We start from the raw sequence: 17,098 nt of genomic DNA on the forward strand, positions 1-17,098 counted from the left end.
ACCTTTTTGTGATAATAAAGTCATAACGAAGAGGGAGATGATCAAATGAAAACGTGGAATCAATTATTTACTCGTCATGGATTTATGGTGAAAGAAGAAGGAATCAATGAATTTATTTGTTGGGAAGAAACCGAAGAGAATATTGCTTTTCTAGTAGAAAGCTTAGAAAACGCATTTGTATCTTACAAGTTTGAACATGGTTTTTTAACGATAGACAGTCCAGTTGTTTCAGAAGAAACATGGTTAAAGGGTATAGACTTTAAGAATCGAGGTAGAGGAGAAGGATTATGGTTTCGTCCAGGAAAAGATGAGCCAAAAGTAAAAGAGCTAGATACGTATATCGCAGGTGTCGTACGCCAGTTGAACCGATTAGGTTTTCATACAATGCACTGCTGTGATGGTCATGAAAAAAGAAGACCGTCAATTGGTTTTGTACAGTCAGTGAATATGGATGTTGTAAGTAACGTTTTACAAGCAGCAGGCGTATCAAACTTTCACGTTAGAAGCCGAACAATTAGCTTATCTTTATCACGTACAAATCTGCTAGACATTGCAGAAAATCTTGCCGTTTTAAAAAAAGAATGGATTAATAAAGGATCGGAATGGATAAAAAAACAATTATTTTTGCATGAGCTCGAGCAGTGTTTATCCGTAAACGGAGGAAGTGGAAACGAAGGAGAAATTCGAGATTACGTGGTAGAGCGGCTAAGTTCTTATGTGGACTTTGTAACAGTTGACCGAACAGGAAATATCTTGGCTCAAAAAGTATGTGGAACAGGTCGTGGCCCAACGATTTTAGTAAACGCTCATCTCGACACAGTAGATATTATTGAAGATGGTAGAAAAATTATAAAAGAAGACGCTATCTGGTCAAGTAGTCAAGGGATACTTGGAGCAGATGACAGAGCGGGTGTAACGATTTTAATACAGTTAGCTCAGCGTCTTGAAATGATAAAGTTTGATGGCACCGTGAAATTTATCTTTACAGTGGAAGAAGAAATTGGGTTAGTTGGGGCAAGAAACGTTGATGAATACTTTCTATGGGGTGTTGACGCAGCATTCGTTGTCGATCGTCGTGGTGCAGGTGACATTGTGACATCATGCGGAGGATATGAAGCGTTTTGTCATCAAAACTACGGAGTGTTTGTTGAACAGATTGCGAAAACTCAAGAATTAGAAGGTTGGAAGTGTACAGTCGGAGGAAGCAGCGACACAAGAATTTGGTCTGCTTATGGTATTCAAAGTGTAAACTTATCAGTTGGCTATCAACATGAACATACAAGTGAAGAGACATTGGATGTAGATGCTTGTTATGAAACGTTTATGTTGTTAAATGGTGTATTTCAACACGGGAGAGAATTAGGAAGATTAGTAAGAGAGCTGAAGAGAGTCGAAAGACGAAGAGAAATGATGTCATCATAAACAAGTTTGTATAAAGACGTGAACTGTAAATAGGAAAGAAAGAGTTAAACTAGTGAAGGGACGTTGTCGAATGAAACATGATGACAACGCCCCTTCATGATTGAAATGGATGATGAAATAGTTACTCCACCTTAACATTCTCCTGAATAAACTCTTTTTCTTCTTCCAAACTCAAAATTCCTTTTGCTTTTCCAATGGTTCCTTTTTGTAACTTCCAAATCGCATTGTGATCTTTATCGATTTTTGAGAAATCGTGAGCTTGCCAGCGGGTTAGGATAGCTAGGTATGTATCGCTATGTTTATAAGCTGCTTTATTTTTTGTGACAATGTCCAGTAGACGGTTAATGCGATCATCGGTTAGCGGGATGAAGCCCCATTTGTCCTTTGCTTTTACTTTTTGATGGCTCATGCCATGGAGGGCGTTTTGAATGTCTTCTTCGACCATATCTATTGGGAATTCATCTTCAATTGGTTGTTTGCGAACTTCTTTAATTTTAAGAAGGGTGCTTGTGCCATCTGAGTTAGCTTCGACGTTTGTCGTAGTAACGCTTGATTTTGTGTACGCTTTGTAGCCGTAAAATCCAGCCGCTCCTCCAAGTATACATACAGTTATGGCAATCAGAATCGTCTTTTTCATTATGTGACTACCTCTTTCTCTCTGAAGTGGAATATTATGTATTTCGACATTGTCACATGCTATTCCTCCTTATGGTGAACAAGGAGGGGGGATGGTAGATGAAACGAAGGAGCAATAAAGTAGGTTTTCTAGTAAGGGAGGAATTTAAGAGCTTCTCATCAACTAAAATAAGCCTAGCCAACTGGCTAGACTTGTTTTCATTTGCTCATGTTAGAGATGGAGCTAGCGAGAATCGAACTCGCATTACTTGACTGCCAGTCAAGCGTAATCCCATTATACCATAGCCCCGTGTTCGTAAAAATTGTAGCGTTTTCATTCTGTTGTATTCATTTTAATCGTGTCCTATGATTTCGTCAATATAAATATAAGAAGAAGCTTGATGTTTGCTTAAAAAGCATGGCTTGAAAGTGTGACTTCATGTTGTCAAAAGCCACGTGATTACATGTTCAGTAGATGTAACAGTAAAAGAACACCTTCTTAATCGTGCGAGAAGGTGTTTTGGGTATTAACGAGGTTTTGCGACAATGCCGTTATGCACTTTAATAAAACCGTGGCGTAAAATGTCAAACCCACCTTCATATACGTACAAGCCCATCTGACGAATATCCATCAGTTCACGATACGTGTGATTCATGACGTCGGCCATAATTTTGTAAAAAAGAACCGATTTTAGCTGATGACGAGGTGTCGTCATAATCGCATAACCACCTGGTTTTAAAAACTTTCGGTGCCAGTTTAGTGCTTCGTGTTTATGTTCATCGGGAAAATGTTCAAGAAGTCCGACACTTAAGACAATATCAAATTCTTTTCCAAATGGTAAGTTACGAATGTCATCCACGACATAGTGGATATTCATTTGATTTTTGTACCAGACTTTTGCTTGACCTGTCGCCGGGTTGCTTCCTAAAAACGGATAGCTGTCAGGGAAATGTCCAAATCGGTCTGTTTTGCAAAACTCATCATAATCAACGAGAACCACTTCACCACCAGGATACATGGCATGTAGCTGCATGGCTTCATAGCCTTCTGCTGCGCCTAAAAATAAAATTCGAGGTTTGTGTACATCTAATCCATCAAATAGCGCACGTTTACCTCTTGGGTCCCATACGCCATCTTCAATGCGGTGTGCATAGTTCCATAGAGAGAGACGAAGAGTTTCACCAAGCGCTTTTTTTACTTCACTTATTTCAAAGCGAGATAAATAGCGCCAAAGTTGCTGTTTAGATTGAACTAATTCAGTTGGTACATCTTTAACGAACCATTCATGAAAGGAGCGGTTAAAAAACTCCCATGACTGTTTAACGGACATCGTTCCGTGTTCGCTTTCCCATTGTTGCTTTGATGCAGCTTCTGTTTTTACAATATAAGGTTTTTTTACTTGTTTCCATGTAAGCTGAGACCAATCAGAGACGAGGTTGGCGTTAATAAACTTATCAATGTTTTCATTTGAAAGCGTCGGATCTCGTAAATCAATTCGATAAGCAGGTGTTAGCTCTGTCTTACCGAAGTCATGTTCTGTATAGGCTTTTGCATGCTGCACAACTGACATTTTTACTTCCTCCTTACATGTCTAACTTGTTATGCTTGTTAATTATTTTTGTTCTTCTTTGAATTAATTTGTTACCGCTTACATTAATATTCCATAGAGAATGATTAATTCCTTTTTATAGGTAATGGAAGTAGTTGATGTAATACATTTTTTAATAAAGTGAACGAGTATGAAAAAATCATAAAGTCAGTGAGAATGATAACTGGATAGTCCAGAAGCAATTGTGGGGGAGAATGAACATGACATGTTGAAACGTATCTTGGTATAACGGAAAATTTTACACTCGTTCATTTAACAAGATAATCACAGATATTTGAGGAAAAGGACGAGCAATATTCTATAAAGAAGTTTAAGAAAAGATTTTAAGTGGAAAAAAAGGACAATAAAGATATACATCTTCTCATAAGATAGATATAATAAACTAACAATTCAAAAAAATAACTTCTTTATAGCTAAGGAGGATACAAGATGTTGGAACAAAATGAATTTCAGCAATTTGTAATGGCTCCTGCGAATGCTCGATACGATTATTTCATTCAGCGGGTGACAAAATCTCGTGAAGTGTGGGTCGTACTAGACAGCAATAATCAAATTAAACTGGCTGGAGATGAAGAAAATAAACTTGTTGTTCCTGTTTGGCCGTTTAAAGAATCCGCCCAGCGCTGTTTAGAAGGAAATATGGAGGATTGTAAAGTCATATCTATTTCGTTAGAGCAATTTATGGATAAAGTGTTGTTAGATATGAAAAAGCAGGGTGTACCCTCTTCAGTTTTTTGGAATGGTCGTGATACAGCAATTATTGATGTTGATCAATTGCTATTTGATTTAAACTGGGAGTTATCTAAAAATCAGCTTCTTCACTAATAAGAATAAAAAAAGCCTCGAATGCATTAATTCGAGGCTTTTTATTTGTTATGCAGATGTTTTGACATTTGATACAGGACCCTTCGTTGTTTTAGGTTGCCAATTTTTAAGCTTGTTCTTTAGGTAGTCTTTTAGAGAGTCGCGTCGTTTCTTTCGATTTTTATCTCGATTCTTCACGATCAATCACCACCCTTCCTTTGTATAGAAGTAGTTGTCCGTCCTTTAATGGTGTCGGTATACCTTATCTATCTTTATTATACGTCAAAGAACGCGTTGCTAATTACTATCTAAAATATATAATAAAAAAAGACTCTCGGAGAGAGTCTTTTTAACTACTTCGTTTAATTAACCTTCTTTAACAACGTTAGCAGCTTGAGGTCCACGTTGACCTTGCTCGATGTCAAATGATACTTTTTGGCCTTCTTCTAAAGATTTAAAGCCATCGCCTTGGATTGCGCTGAAGTGTACGAATACATCTTCTCCGCCTTCTACCTCGATGAATCCGAAACCTTTGTCTGCATTAAACCATTTTACTGTACCTTGTGCCATATTACTTTTCCTCCTGTTGTGGATGAAACCACATTGTATTACTACCCTTGCCCAAACATACTATTTCAAGATAAAAATTTCCTGTTAAAGATAATTCGTTTCTATCCATGTTACACCGAACAAAAATAATTAACTTGATTATAGCATATAAAATTTAAAATAGCAAAGCGCTAAAAAAGAAATGGACCTTTTAAAGAGTAGGTTATCCATATTTTGACTCCTTCTTTCTTCTTTTATTCCAATAAAATGTGAAAAATCCTCTCTATTTCTAGCTTCAAGGACTCTTGACTTCGTATAGAGTGATAAAAGTGAAACTGTTATCTAGGCTAATCTTCTGCTTTTACTAAAAAGTTACCAGCGTCTCTTAAAAATGCCCTATGTTGTTAAGAATCCGAAATCTATGCAACCAGCCTTGAAAAAAGTTGACTTAATACGGTTCAAACAAGGTCTTCTCTTTTTCAAGTATGTTTTTTTCAGAATGTTATGTATAATTCTAGATAGCGAAGCAAAGGGGAGATTAGATGGATACAAGGTGGATGGATCATCAACTAGCTGAAATTAAGAGAAAAGAGCTATATCGAACGTTACGTACGATGGAATCGGCACCTAAGTCAACCGGAATATTAAATGGAACAGAAAAGCTAATCTGTGCCTCAAACAATTATCTTGGACTTGCTGCCGATGAACGTTTAATTGAAGCAGCTACTGAGGCTATGCGAAAATATGGAGTAGGTAGTACTGGTTCTCGATTAATTACAGGAAATACAGCCATTCACGAACAACTAGAGAGAAGATTAGCGTCTTTTAAACAAGCAGAAGCGGCAATTATTTATTCGAGTGGTTATTTGGCGAATATTGGCGTATTGTCGAGCCTTGCTCAAAAAGGAGATATTATTTTTAGTGATGAATTAAATCATGCAAGCATTATTGACGGTTGTCGGTTAAGCCGAGCTGAAAAAAGCATTTATTCTCATGTAAATTTAGTAGACCTCGAATCACGCCTTCAGCAATCAGCTCACTTTCGTCGCCGCTTTATTGTGACAGATGCGGTTTTTAGCATGGATGGAAATATTGCCCCTCTAATAGAATTCAAGCGATTAGCAAAAGCATACGATGCATATCTCATTGTCGATGATGCTCATGGAACGGGTGTATTAGGAACAAATGGGCGTGGAACATGTGATTACCTTGGCGTAAGTCCAGATGTTTATATCGGCACACTGAGTAAAGGACTAGGAACAGAAGGAGGATATGTGGTTGGCTCTCAGACTCTCATCGATTTATTAAGAAATGTATCGAGGTCGTTCATTTTTCAAACGGCCATGTCACCAGCCGTGGCAGCTGCCACATTGAGAAGTATCGACATCCTCGAAAGCGAGGAAGGAAAGGAGCGTCGCCATCATTTGTTGCATCTCTCGGCACATTTGAGAGCTCGTTTAAAGGAAATTGGCTTTCATGTCATGGGTGATGTCACACCAATCATTCCAGTTTTGATTGGTGATGCTGATCGGACCTTAGTTTTTGCACAGCGATTACAAGAAGAGAACATTTTTGCACCTGCTATTCGACCGCCAACGGTTCCAGTAGGTAAAAGTCGTATTCGTATTTGTTTAACTGCTCAACACTCTATGGAACAGGTGGAAACAATTGCTCGTGTTATGAATAAAGTTGCACAAGAGCTAATTATCTTTTCTTGATAACAAGCAGGATGAACAACAGGAAGAAGACTCATCCTATGAGACTCTTTCACTTTATACGTAAATACAATATGATAGATAGTAAAGATAATCTGTGAAAGTGGTGAATATGTTGATATCATCCTCTGAAAGATTAACGGAGTTTCTTGATAATAATACGTCTCATTTTCTAAATTTCTGGAGAGAAAATATCTATATATCAAATAATGATTTATTTGTGGATGAAGTGGCGAGTAATGGTTTAGCGATGTATAAGTTAGTTCGAAAGCATATTCAAAGTCCGTTAACGGAAGATGAGATTAAAAGTCTAGCTTTTAAAGTTGCAAATGAACGTGTCAAAGCAAACATTAACATTGGCGACTTTGTATACAATGTTAATCTAGGGCGCAGTCTCATAGTTAAACATATTAATCAATCTGGCCTGCCAATTAACGAGTTACAGCTAGTTGTGGATGATATTAATTCATTATTTAATCGATTTTCATTCCACGCAGTAACGAAGTATACGGAATTAAAAGATCAAGAGATTCAAGAGAAGAATCAATTTATTAGTCAAACCCATAAAGATCGCCTTTCGCTTTTAGGACAAATGTCATCAAGCTTTGTACATGAGTTTCGGAATCCATTAACGGCTGTTATGGGGTTTATAAAATTATTAAAGGATGAAAATCCTAATTTGCGATATATTGATATTATCGACTATGAGCTAGATCAGCTTAAATATCGAATTACACAGTTTCTTCATACGTCTAAGCAACAAATTGTTGATAAAGGAAAAGAAGAGGTGTCCTTTGCGAAACTCTTTCAAGAAATTCTTGACTTTATTTATCCCACAATGGTAGACGACTATGTAGATGTAATCACAGATATTGAAAAAGAATGTCAAGCTATTGCGAGTAAAGAAGAGTTAAAGCAAGTGTTTATTAATTTAATTTTAAATTCAATTGATGCTCTTAGGCAAAAGGAAAAGCCAAGGCAAATTTGTATTGATGTAAAAGAGCAGGAAGCTTGTATTGTTATTCAATTAACAAATAATGGTCCTCAAATTCCGCCTGATAAAATCAGTGTCATCTTTGAACCTTTTTACACAACGAAGGAATTAGGTACGGGAATTGGATTATATGTATGTAAGCAAATTATTGAAAAGCATGGTGGGACCATCACATGCTCATCAGATGAAGAGTTAACGACTTTTCATATTTACCTACCCAAAACATTTGAAAGTGAAAGAAAGCTCGCTTACTGAATGGAAGAGGGTGTCATATGAATTTTTCGATGAAGAAAAACCATTTTATAAAGTGTATCAAATGGATTGCCTTAGTCCATAGTGATACACTTTTTTATGTTGCGAACTATTACTATAGTATGATTAAACGTGATTAGAGAGTGTGTTTGATATGATTAAAGTCACAGAATGTTGCGCTTATATCTTATAAACTAATAAAAGATAGAGTGTTTAAAATTGTTTTAGTGGGTAAAAAGAATTATATTGATAGCGACTTTACGTGCTCTTTTTATAAGTTTTTCAAAAAAGGTGTAATGATTAGATAGATTTTTTAGCAAAAAATGTTTCAGCTGATTGGGGCGAAAATCAGCTACTCTTTATTAAATGAAAAAAGATTATAAAAACAGCTTTTTATACTAAAAGCAACACATATAGGAGGAATCAAAATGGTTTTATCTTGGCGAATAAGAGAAGAAAAGAAGTCTTGGGTTGAAGAAGCAAAAAGAATGAACGTGTCTATTCAAGTGAATGAACAAAACGTGAGTGAAAAAATTCAAATGGTGAATCTTACAGAACGTGATTTACAGTTAATCAAGTATCTTCAACCCCTAATCAATGAACATATTTCTTTGTTAGTAGACTCTTTTTATCAAACGGTTCTCCAAATTCCTCAACTTGAACAAATGATTCATACATACACACGCGTTGACCATTTGAAACATACGTTAAGCCAGCATCTTCTTGAACTATTTAGTGGAGAAATTGATGAAACATTTCTTCAAAAGCGACTTCGAGTAGCGAAGGCACATTATCGAATTGGTCTTAAGCCAGCTTGGTATATGGGGGCTTTTCAAAACATTCAGCATTCTTTATTTGAACTAGTTTTTCAGCGTATACCAATCAAAGAAGAAGCAAAATCGTTTATCCAAGCAGCTACAAAGCTCCTTAGTCTTGAACAGCAAATGGTGCTAGAAGCATATGAAATTGAATATCGAAGTCACCAAGAACAGCAGTATGAATTGATTCGTCAGGAAGTAAGGGGGCGTATTTTAGACATTAGTGCAGAACTCGTTGCATTGTCACAACAAACAAATGCAGCAGTTGAAACACTTATTCATAATAGTAGTAAGATGAATACGATGGTGGTTGAGAACAATGAAGAATTAGGAAGCGCGCAATCATTTACCGAAGAAGGCCAAAGTTACATGAACCAGTTAATTGATAATATTCAAACCATTGGTTCAAATACAAAAAACATGAATGATTCTGTTGAAAAGCTATCGAAAGCTTCTTCACAAATTACCTCTGTTATTAAAATTGTACAAGATATTGCTGATCAAACAAATTTACTTGCCTTAAACTCAGCAATTGAGGCAGCGAGAGCTGGTGAGCATGGTCGAGGATTTGCAGTAGTGTCAGATGAAGTTCGTAAATTAGCAGAGCAAACGAAAAAGTCTGTAGGAGAGATTCAAGAGCTTGTTAATAATTCAAATCAGTATACGGAATACGTATTTAATGCATTAAATAAAGTGAATGAAACGGTTATAATGGGAGATCAAACATCAAAGCAGACGAGTGAAGCGTTCTCAAATATTTCTAGCTCGATTCATACGAGTGTGAAAAAAGCAATGGCTGTAAAAGAACAAGTTCATCATCTTGTGAAAACTATTGAAGAGATTGGACAGTCTACATCAGGTGTGGCAAAGTCAGCAGAGTATTTAAATGAAACAGCAAATATGAGCTAATTTAATGGAAAACGACAGAAAAAATCTGTCGTTTTTCTTTGTGTTTAACAGCGCAATAACCTTTACGATGAAATGCTTTTAAGAATAAATGACCTTCAACCCTTTAAACTTGACTTGAAAAAAGATAGAATAAAAGATGTTACTTCTATTCTTTAGCGAAGTAGCGAGGAGGTATCTCCAAAAAAACTAGTTGGTGATAGCATATGAGAGTAGCAGTGAAACAATTAGCAGAGTTATTTCTTAAAGGGAAAGTAGAAGAGTCTCTAACTATAATGGAGCAATGGATTGAAAAAGAAGTACCTAGTATGGAAGTTTATGAAGAGCTTTTAACTGAAACGATGTACCATATAGGAGAGCTGTGGGAAGAAAATCAAATTACCGTAGCTGATGAACACATTGCTTCAAATGTTTGTAAATATATCGCTTCAAACTATGTAGCGGCCAAAAAAAAGAGTCACCTTGATCAAGAAAGGTTAAAAGTGAAGAACAAAGCAATGTTTTTCTGTGTGGACGAAGAAAAACATGATTTGGGTATACAGATGGTGTCGAATATATTTAAGGAAAGCAATTGGGATGTACGACTACTGGGAGCGAGCTTACCTCTCGAAGATGCATTATCCTTTGCTCGAAAATGGCAACCGGATGTCATTGGTATGTCAGTAAGTATTGCCTATCATCTACCTTCAATCATCAACTATACAAATGAGCTTCAACAGCTCAGCTTTAAACCTACTATTCTTGTTGGAGGTAGGTTGGCGAGAATCTATAATTTGAAAGAATATTGCACGGACAATACGCTTGTTTTTCAAAATTTAAAAGAGGTTCATAATTGGATTAATTATATAAGGGATGATGAGCATGGAGATGCAAGCAGTTTTTAACCGGTATGAAACCATACCATTTTCATACTTTTTACTTGATAGAAACCTAGATATCCTTTCTGTATCGAAACATACGTTAAAACAATTTTATGAAGTAGAACATTTTTTAGATTTGATCGATATAGGTAGTCAACGAAAAGCGAGAAAGTTTTTATTGGAAACGCCTTCTCTCTATAAAATAGAGTTGAATTTGCGGACAAAATCAAATCCATATTCATTATTTGATGTATATACACAATATGAGCAAGATCATATTCACTTATTTTGTATTAACAAAGATGATGATTTACGAGAAATTCAAAACGTAATGAGGACGTTAGAGCTAGATTTAATGAATAGCAATATGCTGTTAGTAGAAAAAAAAGCAGAATTAGAAAAGGCATTGCAAGAGATTAGAGAAGCGGCGATTAAGAATGATAATTTAGCAACAGTAGGTAAATTAGCAGCTAGTATCGCTCATGAAATTCGTAACCCCCTTACTACAGTAAAAGGATTTATTCAACTATTAAAACCGCACCTAGTAGCAATTGGAAAAGAAGAATATGCAGACATTGCAATCGATGAGATCAACCGCGCCAATGACATCATCTATGAATTTTTGAATGCATCTAAACCATCTCCACCTATTAAACAAACCATTTCCCTTTCAAAGATAATAAATGATATAGTGTTACTGTATGAAGGGGAAGCGACTATGAATAATTGTGTTCTTTCATACAAGGCAACCAAACATGATGTTCTTATCAACATTGATGTAAAACAAGTGAAGCAAGTATTATTAAATGTCATAAAAAACGCAATTGATGCCATATTAGAAAGCAGTAATAAACAAAATGGACAAGTTTTCCTTTATACATTTCAGTGTGACCGCTATATTGAAATTTACATTCAAGATAATGGAAAAGGAATGGATGAGAAAGTTATTCAAAAGCTGTTTATGCCGTTTTTTACAACAAAAGAAAAAGGGACAGGAATTGGACTTTCGGTTTGCCACAAAATTATCGAAGCACATGATGGGAAAATTGAAGTAGAAAGTCATGTTGGTAAAGGCTCTATATTCAAAATTACGCTACCATTATAAGTAGCAAACATGGAAAGGGAGTACAACATGTATATTGTACACTCAACTTTTTCAGTTCCAACTGAAAAAGCAGACGAAGTCATTTCTATCTATCATAATCGATCAGGTTTGGTTGATGCTGCTAAAGGATTTATCCGCTTTTTGTTGTTACAGAATGAAAAGAAAAACGGTGAATTAACGGTACATATGGAATGGGAGACAAAAGATGACTTCCTCACATGGGTACAAAGTGAAGACTATCGACGAATTCATGAATTAGAAAAAAAATATCCCGATCAAGAACTAGCTTCAATCATTCCGTCTATTCAAAAGTTTAAGGTTGTGGCAGAATGATAAATTCTATCTACAAAGAATTATTGGATGAAGTCGTTCAAGAGATTTATGAAGCGTACCCAGATTTAATCAACCGCTATGGGGAACAAGGAAAGAAAAAATGTTTTGAAGACAATGTTCATCATATGAAACATTTAGAAACAACGTATGCACTTGGTGGCAATAGTCAATTTTTTACGGATTATGCGCTTTGGCTAAATGGTATACTTGTTCGTCATGGAATGGAAACGCGTCATTTAATTGATAACTTTGAGCGTATCCAGCGTGTCGTACCGAAATATATTTCGAATCCCGAAAGAGAAGCGTTTATTCATTATCTTAACGAAGGAATTGCCATTCTCAAAAACCGATAATAAACATGAGTAAGGCTTGTCTGTTCTCTTGTGAATAATAGAAGAGAATGGACAAGCCTTTTTTGTCTGTTATTAATTATGTGGGTACCATTTAATTTCGCCACATTTTTCTTCATAATCTACATCGATTTCAAAATCGTGCTTTTCATAAAAGTGAAGTAGACGATTTAAATGATCCCAATCACGCTCTGCAAGGTCTCCTTTAATACATGGAACGTTATGCTTGAGCGCTACCTCCTTTAAATAATCCATACAAATAGATCCGTATCCTTTATTAGCAGGACCTTTAATGTCTCCGATATGAATGGAATGATCATCTTGATACGTCGCATGAATGGAAAAATCCCATTGACCTCTAAATGAAGAATCACAATCCGTTAGCATGATTTTGCACATATCTTGTGTTTCATCAGCGTACACAATGACCCAGCGATCTTCTTTTGATTGTTCAATGCCAATGACATCCCATTTTTTTGCAATTTCCTTCAAGTTATCTTGCATGCGAAATACTTGAAATTCTAAGTCTTCGAGATTTTCTTGTAACTCTTCGCGATTCGTTTCTTCTTCTTTTGTTCTTACTTGACTCATGAACATCGAATACGCCTTCCTTTCGTTTTTGGCTTTATTACTCCGCAACTAGGAGGCAGGGTATATGATTGTTTACTCGTAAAGTTTTTCTATGTTTTACTAAAATCATCGTTCAATGACAAAATAAAAGGGAAAGACACAAGCTAGGGTAACTAGACGCTAGCAACGTTTCTTTCCCATTATTTTCAATCATTGAGCAGAGCCCTGACTTTTTTCACAACGTTTTTAATCGTAACAAAGCAAAAAAAAGTTGTCAAACATTCTAAATAAAGCACGAGACCATTCTCATACTAAAGTGCTAACTTCCTCGCTTTTTCGATATTTCCACGAACAAGCTTTAACTCTTGTCCATCTACAATAAGATTAATAAGAACACCGTTAAACACATCACCATTTTTCTTGCGATAATTAGATTGTAAATATTGAACGCGATACCACTTTTCGTCATATTGAAAATACATATAGCGCCCCCATGTATAATCGAGCCAAAACTTAGCCGTTTTTCCATTTACTTGTTTTGGGACATATCCCCACGTTCGTCCTTGATGTGTGAGAGCCATTTTTGGTCGAGAGGTATTAATCACTTTGTAATAAAGTTTATTGTTTAAATCATACAACATCATTATCGCTCACCTCACAAGATCTTCTTTTTACTAGTATAGTCACTCTCGTAATACATTAGACTAGTAAATTTCAAAAAATAATAGAGATAGGTCTTAATAACGATTGTGTATCCGAGAGTAAATCTGGTAATATTTTACTTGTATCATATAGTTGATAACGCTTACAAAAAAGGTGTGAAAAAAGAATGGTAAAGCGGTCATTCGTAGCATTGACTACGGCATCAGCATTGCTCTTTTCAAGTCCAGCAGTAAGCTTATTACAACATGAGGCGCATGCAGCTTATTCACCGGTTATACAGGGGGCGCATAGTGTGAAAGTAACGAAATTTAATGGTGAACAAGGCAATTGGTTAACAACGAAAAATCAAAAGCAATATGAAGCAGCCACTGTGTATGGAAACATCGGGTTAGCGCCTTATTTATGGGGCGATTCAAAAGATGGAACAGGCTGGTATCAAATGTACAAGCCTGCAGAAGTAACAGGTGTGCAAGTAAACGGTATGTTTGACGATGCGAAATTTGTGATTCGTGTACCTGATAATTGGAATGGAAAGCTAGTTGTCGCTGGCATTCCAGCGACACGCAATGAAACAGCGACTGATTTGTTATTTAGCGATTTTGTGTTAGCAAAAGGCTATGCATTTGCAGCAATTGATAAAGGAACACAAGGAGAAGAAGATCCAAACGATCCGTTGGCTAAAGTGAAAAATGCGCTCGTAGCAGAAGAAGATAGCCTTGCAGAATGGCACATGAGATTTAGACAAGTAACAAAAGCTGCGCACCGCTATTTAGAAGAAAATTATAAAGAGCGATTAATTTTAGCAAAAGACAAAAAGAATCCTGCTAGTAAACTCATTACAAAGGATCATAAAGTTCCAACGTATGCAATTGGTATTTCAAACGGTGGCTATGTTGTGCGTTATGCACTCGAGAATGATTCTCCTAAAAAGACAGGAGAGCCTGCGTTGTTCGATGGTGGAGTTGATTGGGAAGGTGTATTATGGCGAGCAAATGAGCCAAACCTGATTTCATCCCTTACACCAGTTGTCAATCATGCACAAGAGGCTCTTTACGGAACAGGAGAGCAAAAAGAAAAAGCAATGTCAGCATTATATAGGGCGGGTTTGCCTAAAGGATCAGAAAAACTATGGGCTTATCACGATCAAGTATATTGGTTTGTTTCGTTAAATATTTATCGTGATGAATTTGATTCGAAAGCTCCGAAACGAATACCATGGCAACAGTATTTAAACTTTACATCAAGTGGAGTGCGTGACCGATCTTATGATTCTATCTTTAGAAAATATGATTATTTCTCACGACCAAAAAAGGTAAGAGAACACGTGAAATCCATTGAGAATACAGGAGATATTAACGTTCCACTCATTAGCTTCACTGGAGAGTGGGATGCGCTTATTTTTCCAGATGTTCATGCCAAACCTTATGAAAAGCTTGTAAAGAAGGCTGGTAAACAAAACCTTCATCGAATGTATATGATAGAGAAGGGCAATCATGTTGATAGTTTAGTATGGAATCCTGCAACTGACCCAGCTAGAGAAGTGCAGCCGCTACTTCCATATGCACATCAATCATTTGATTTATTAGTAGATTGGGTAGAAAACAAACAAAACCCACCAAAGAGCCAGACCATTCCAACACCAACAGTTAATACAAATGTTATTGATATTAAAACAGGAAATGAAGTACCGCCGAAATCGATTGAATAAGAAAGAGCTCACAAGTAAGAGAGTCGCTTGTGAGCTCTTTCTTATTTTGAATCGTCTAATAATGAAAAGAGAGACTAGGACATAAGTGAGTAATACGAAGAAAAAAATTGATATGCAAAATCCCTTGACTCTCTATCCATTAATGTTACTGGGCTTTTTGTCTTATCCCCTTCTAAAAGCAGTTTTAAATGTTTAAATCCAAAGAGGAAGTGGAAAAGATGTAGCAATACACTACATATCATAGGAGGATGCTAACATGTATACACATAAACTTTATATCAACGGAGAATATGTATCTTCTACTTCTCAAGAGACCATTGATGTCATGAATCCATCTACAGAAGAGGTCATTTCACGTATTCCAGACGGCACAGAAGAGGATGCAAATAAAGCCATTGATGCAGCATATGAGGCACAGAAGGAGTGGAGAAAAATACCCGCAGTCGAGCGTGGAAAAGTAGTCCGTAGGATTGGAGATGAACTGAACAATCGTCGTGACACGTTCATTGAGTTGCTTATGGAAGAGCAAGGGAAAAGTTATGAACAAGCCAGTGGTGAAGTTGAGACAGCAGTTGATTACTTTTACTATATGTCAGAATGGGCTCGTCGTATTGAAGGAGAAATTGTACCGAGCGACCGCACGAATGAAAATATTTTTATTTATCGCAGACCGATTGGTGTAGTTGCAGGGATTGTACCATGGAATTTTCCAGTTTTTATCTTAGCGCGCAAAGTGGCTACTGCCCTTGTGACAGGATGTACAATCGTACTGAAGCCGAGTCAACAAACACCCAATACAGCGGCTGAGTTTACTAAGATTATCGATGGAATGAAAGAGATTCCAAAGGGTGTTTACAACTTTATTACTGGAAAGGGCTCAACGATTGGTCATGCGATGGCGTCCAATCCGAAAGTAGCCATGGTGACAATGACAGGGAGTATACCAGCAGGTTCAAAAGTAATGGAAGCAGCGGCAAAAAATATTACGAAAGTAAACTTGGAACTCGGTGGAAAAGCACCAGCCATTGTGACAAAGAATGCCGATTTGGATGTTGCTGTTAAAAGTATTAAAACATCCCGCATTACAAACTCTGGACAAGCTTGTACGAACGCAGAGCGTGTCTATGTCCATGAAAGTGTCGCCGAGGCATTCATTGAAAAAATGGTAAACGCCATGAAAGAAACAAAAGTAGGAAATCCACTTGAACAACGAGATGTGGACATGGGTCCACTTGTAAGTGAAGAACGCTTAAAAGCAGTGGATGAAATGGTACAAAAAGCTGTTGAACAAGGTGCAAAAGTGTTAACGGGTGGGAAGCAAGTAAACGATCAAAAAGGCTACTTCTATGAGCCAACGGTTCTTGTAAATGTGACGCAAGAAATGGAAATTATACAAGAGGAAATTTTTGGACCTGTTCTTCCGATTATGACGTATACAGATTTAGACGAGGCGTTAGTATTTGCGAATGATTCCAAGTATGGTTTATCATCATCCATTTATACCGAAAATCTGCATGAGGCGATGCGTGCAGCAAATGAGCTTCAATTTGGTGAAACCTTTATCAATCGTGAAAACTTTGAAGCAATCCAAGGGTATCATGCTGGTCTTCGCCAATCAGGGCTTGGTGGTGCAGATGGTAAACATGGAATGGAAGACTATTTAGTAACACAAGTCGTGTATCTAGAATATAACGAAAATCAGAACTAACCGTATTATAAAGCCAGTAAAAAAATCCTGCCTCGATATCCAGTGGATAGCATGGCAGGATTTTTATCGTTTTAAGTGAGCTGGGAAATCATATCGGCTTTACTATCAGCCCAAAG

17 protein-coding genes and 1 tRNA gene are annotated in these 17,098 nt (G+C 36.7%); 11 read left to right on the forward strand and 7 right to left on the reverse strand.

Annotated features, from left to right (window positions below; all coding sequences use genetic code 11):
• Nucleotides 1–45 precede the first annotated feature (45 nt).
• Nucleotides 46–1,422 (forward strand): M20/M25/M40 family metallo-hydrolase, encoded by a 1,377-nt coding sequence (locus JOC83_RS04725; RefSeq protein WP_205184421.1) that lies wholly within the window; start codon nucleotides 46–48, stop codon nucleotides 1,420–1,422.
• Nucleotides 1,423–1,543: 121 nt separating this feature from the next.
• On the opposite strand, the gene JOC83_RS04730 is transcribed toward JOC83_RS04725, so the two are convergent.
• The 3 genes from JOC83_RS04730 to JOC83_RS04740 form a co-directional block, all read right to left on the reverse strand.
• Nucleotides 1,544–2,059: a DUF6241 domain-containing protein gene (locus tag JOC83_RS04730; RefSeq protein ID WP_205184424.1), complete on the reverse strand. Its 516-nt coding sequence runs from the start codon at nucleotides 2,057–2,059 to the stop codon at nucleotides 1,544–1,546.
• A 217-nt stretch (nucleotides 2,060–2,276) separates the two neighbouring features.
• Nucleotides 2,277–2,347 (reverse strand) — tRNA-Ala (locus tag JOC83_RS04735).
• A gap of 217 nt (nucleotides 2,348–2,564) precedes the next feature.
• Nucleotides 2,565–3,608: a class I SAM-dependent methyltransferase gene (locus JOC83_RS04740; protein ID WP_205184427.1), complete on the reverse strand. Its 1,044-nt coding sequence runs from the start codon at nucleotides 3,606–3,608 to the stop codon at nucleotides 2,565–2,567.
• Nucleotides 3,609–4,076: 468 nt separating this feature from the next.
• Between JOC83_RS04740 and JOC83_RS04745 the strand changes: the two genes are divergently transcribed.
• Entirely contained in the window at nucleotides 4,077–4,472 is a 396-nt protein-coding gene (locus JOC83_RS04745) for a DUF2750 domain-containing protein (protein ID WP_205184431.1), read from the forward strand.
• A gap of 48 nt (nucleotides 4,473–4,520) precedes the next feature.
• On the opposite strand, the gene JOC83_RS20135 is transcribed toward JOC83_RS04745, so the two are convergent.
• Entirely contained in the window at nucleotides 4,521–4,649 is a 129-nt protein-coding gene (locus tag JOC83_RS20135) for a hypothetical protein (protein ID WP_275425446.1), read from the reverse strand.
• Between the two features lie 168 nt (nucleotides 4,650–4,817).
• Nucleotides 4,818–5,021 carry a cold-shock protein gene (locus JOC83_RS04750; RefSeq protein WP_205184434.1) on the reverse strand — a complete coding sequence of 68 codons (204 nt, stop codon included), beginning with the start codon at nucleotides 5,019–5,021 and terminating at the stop codon, nucleotides 4,818–4,820.
• A gap of 521 nt (nucleotides 5,022–5,542) precedes the next feature.
• Here JOC83_RS04750 and bioF point away from each other — a divergent pair.
• The 7 genes from bioF to JOC83_RS04785 all read left to right on the forward strand — a co-directional run bounded on the left by bioF (nucleotide 5,543) and on the right by JOC83_RS04785 (nucleotide 12,336).
• A complete protein-coding gene (gene bioF, locus JOC83_RS04755) occupies nucleotides 5,543–6,718 on the forward strand; it encodes an 8-amino-7-oxononanoate synthase (RefSeq protein ID WP_205184437.1) in 1,176 nt (391 codons plus the stop codon).
• Nucleotides 6,719–6,830: 112 nt separating this feature from the next.
• A complete protein-coding gene (locus JOC83_RS04760) occupies nucleotides 6,831–7,964 on the forward strand; it encodes a histidine kinase N-terminal domain-containing protein (RefSeq protein WP_205184855.1) in 1,134 nt (377 codons plus the stop codon).
• A 425-nt stretch (nucleotides 7,965–8,389) separates the two neighbouring features.
• Nucleotides 8,390–9,688: a globin-coupled sensor protein gene (locus tag JOC83_RS20140; protein ID WP_205184440.1), complete on the forward strand. Its 1,299-nt coding sequence runs from the start codon at nucleotides 8,390–8,392 to the stop codon at nucleotides 9,686–9,688.
• A 203-nt stretch (nucleotides 9,689–9,891) separates the two neighbouring features.
• Complete coding sequence (locus JOC83_RS04770) at nucleotides 9,892–10,569, forward strand: cobalamin B12-binding domain-containing protein (RefSeq protein WP_205184442.1); 678 nt, start codon at nucleotides 9,892–9,894, stop codon at nucleotides 10,567–10,569.
• Nucleotides 10,547–11,650 (forward strand): ATP-binding protein, encoded by a 1,104-nt coding sequence (locus tag JOC83_RS04775; RefSeq protein ID WP_205184444.1) that lies wholly within the window; start codon nucleotides 10,547–10,549, stop codon nucleotides 11,648–11,650. The genes JOC83_RS04770 and JOC83_RS04775 overlap by 23 nt, the downstream gene beginning before the upstream one ends.
• A gap of 27 nt (nucleotides 11,651–11,677) precedes the next feature.
• On the forward strand, nucleotides 11,678–11,983 hold the full coding sequence (locus tag JOC83_RS04780; protein ID WP_205184446.1) for an antibiotic biosynthesis monooxygenase family protein: 306 nt from the start codon (nucleotides 11,678–11,680) through the stop codon (nucleotides 11,981–11,983).
• Nucleotides 11,980–12,336: a globin family protein gene (locus tag JOC83_RS04785; RefSeq protein ID WP_205184449.1), complete on the forward strand. Its 357-nt coding sequence runs from the start codon at nucleotides 11,980–11,982 to the stop codon at nucleotides 12,334–12,336. Before JOC83_RS04780 ends, JOC83_RS04785 begins: the two co-directional genes overlap by 4 nt.
• Before the next feature lie 72 nt (nucleotides 12,337–12,408).
• Here the strand turns inward: JOC83_RS04785 and JOC83_RS04790 are convergent, their stop codons facing one another.
• On the reverse strand, nucleotides 12,409–12,930 hold the full coding sequence (locus JOC83_RS04790) for a hypothetical protein (RefSeq protein ID WP_378912527.1): 522 nt from the start codon (nucleotides 12,928–12,930) through the stop codon (nucleotides 12,409–12,411).
• A 284-nt stretch (nucleotides 12,931–13,214) separates the two neighbouring features.
• Nucleotides 13,215–13,547: a hypothetical protein gene (locus JOC83_RS04795; protein ID WP_205184451.1), complete on the reverse strand. Its 333-nt coding sequence runs from the start codon at nucleotides 13,545–13,547 to the stop codon at nucleotides 13,215–13,217.
• Nucleotides 13,548–13,732: 185 nt separating this feature from the next.
• Between JOC83_RS04795 and JOC83_RS04800 the strand changes: the two genes are divergently transcribed.
• Together JOC83_RS04800 and aldA are read left to right on the forward strand one after the other, a co-directional pair.
• Nucleotides 13,733–15,274: an alpha/beta hydrolase gene (locus JOC83_RS04800; RefSeq protein WP_239583303.1), complete on the forward strand. Its 1,542-nt coding sequence runs from the start codon at nucleotides 13,733–13,735 to the stop codon at nucleotides 15,272–15,274.
• A gap of 256 nt (nucleotides 15,275–15,530) precedes the next feature.
• Nucleotides 15,531–16,982 (forward strand): aldehyde dehydrogenase, encoded by a 1,452-nt coding sequence (gene aldA, locus JOC83_RS04805; protein WP_205184453.1) that lies wholly within the window; start codon nucleotides 15,531–15,533, stop codon nucleotides 16,980–16,982.
• Nucleotides 16,983–17,098 lie beyond the last annotated feature (116 nt).

The sequence above is a fragment of the Priestia iocasae genome (genome assembly GCF_016909075.1).
GTDB lineage: Bacteria > Bacillota > Bacilli > Bacillales > Bacillaceae_H > Priestia > Priestia iocasae.

What these genes read in the sequence shown, in the direction of transcription:
- JOC83_RS04725 (WP_205184421.1), top strand. Translation starts at nt 46, where the DNA reads ATGAAAACGTGGAATCAATTATTTACTCGTCATGGATTTATGGTGAAA.
- JOC83_RS04730 (WP_205184424.1), bottom strand. Translation starts at nt 2,059, where the DNA reads ATGAAAAAGACGATTCTGATTGCCATAACTGTATGTATACTTGGAGGA.
- JOC83_RS04740 (WP_205184427.1), bottom strand. Translation starts at nt 3,608, where the DNA reads ATGTCAGTTGTGCAGCATGCAAAAGCCTATACAGAACATGACTTCGGT.
- JOC83_RS04745 (WP_205184431.1), top strand. Translation starts at nt 4,077, where the DNA reads ATGTTGGAACAAAATGAATTTCAGCAATTTGTAATGGCTCCTGCGAAT.
- JOC83_RS04750 (WP_205184434.1), bottom strand. Translation starts at nt 5,021, where the DNA reads ATGGCACAAGGTACAGTAAAATGGTTTAATGCAGACAAAGGTTTCGGA.
- bioF (WP_205184437.1), top strand. Translation starts at nt 5,543, where the DNA reads ATGGATACAAGGTGGATGGATCATCAACTAGCTGAAATTAAGAGAAAA.
- JOC83_RS20140 (WP_205184440.1), top strand. Translation starts at nt 8,390, where the DNA reads ATGGTTTTATCTTGGCGAATAAGAGAAGAAAAGAAGTCTTGGGTTGAA.
- JOC83_RS04770 (WP_205184442.1), top strand. Translation starts at nt 9,892, where the DNA reads ATGAGAGTAGCAGTGAAACAATTAGCAGAGTTATTTCTTAAAGGGAAA.
- JOC83_RS04775 (WP_205184444.1), top strand. Translation starts at nt 10,547, where the DNA reads ATGGAGATGCAAGCAGTTTTTAACCGGTATGAAACCATACCATTTTCA.
- JOC83_RS04780 (WP_205184446.1), top strand. Translation starts at nt 11,678, where the DNA reads ATGTATATTGTACACTCAACTTTTTCAGTTCCAACTGAAAAAGCAGAC.
- JOC83_RS04785 (WP_205184449.1), top strand. Translation starts at nt 11,980, where the DNA reads ATGATAAATTCTATCTACAAAGAATTATTGGATGAAGTCGTTCAAGAG.
- JOC83_RS04790 (WP_378912527.1), bottom strand. Translation starts at nt 12,930, where the DNA reads ATGTTCATGAGTCAAGTAAGAACAAAAGAAGAAGAAACGAATCGCGAA.
- JOC83_RS04795 (WP_205184451.1), bottom strand. Translation starts at nt 13,547, where the DNA reads ATGATGTTGTATGATTTAAACAATAAACTTTATTACAAAGTGATTAAT.
- JOC83_RS04800 (WP_239583303.1), top strand. Translation starts at nt 13,733, where the DNA reads ATGGTAAAGCGGTCATTCGTAGCATTGACTACGGCATCAGCATTGCTC.
- aldA (WP_205184453.1), top strand. Translation starts at nt 15,531, where the DNA reads ATGTATACACATAAACTTTATATCAACGGAGAATATGTATCTTCTACT.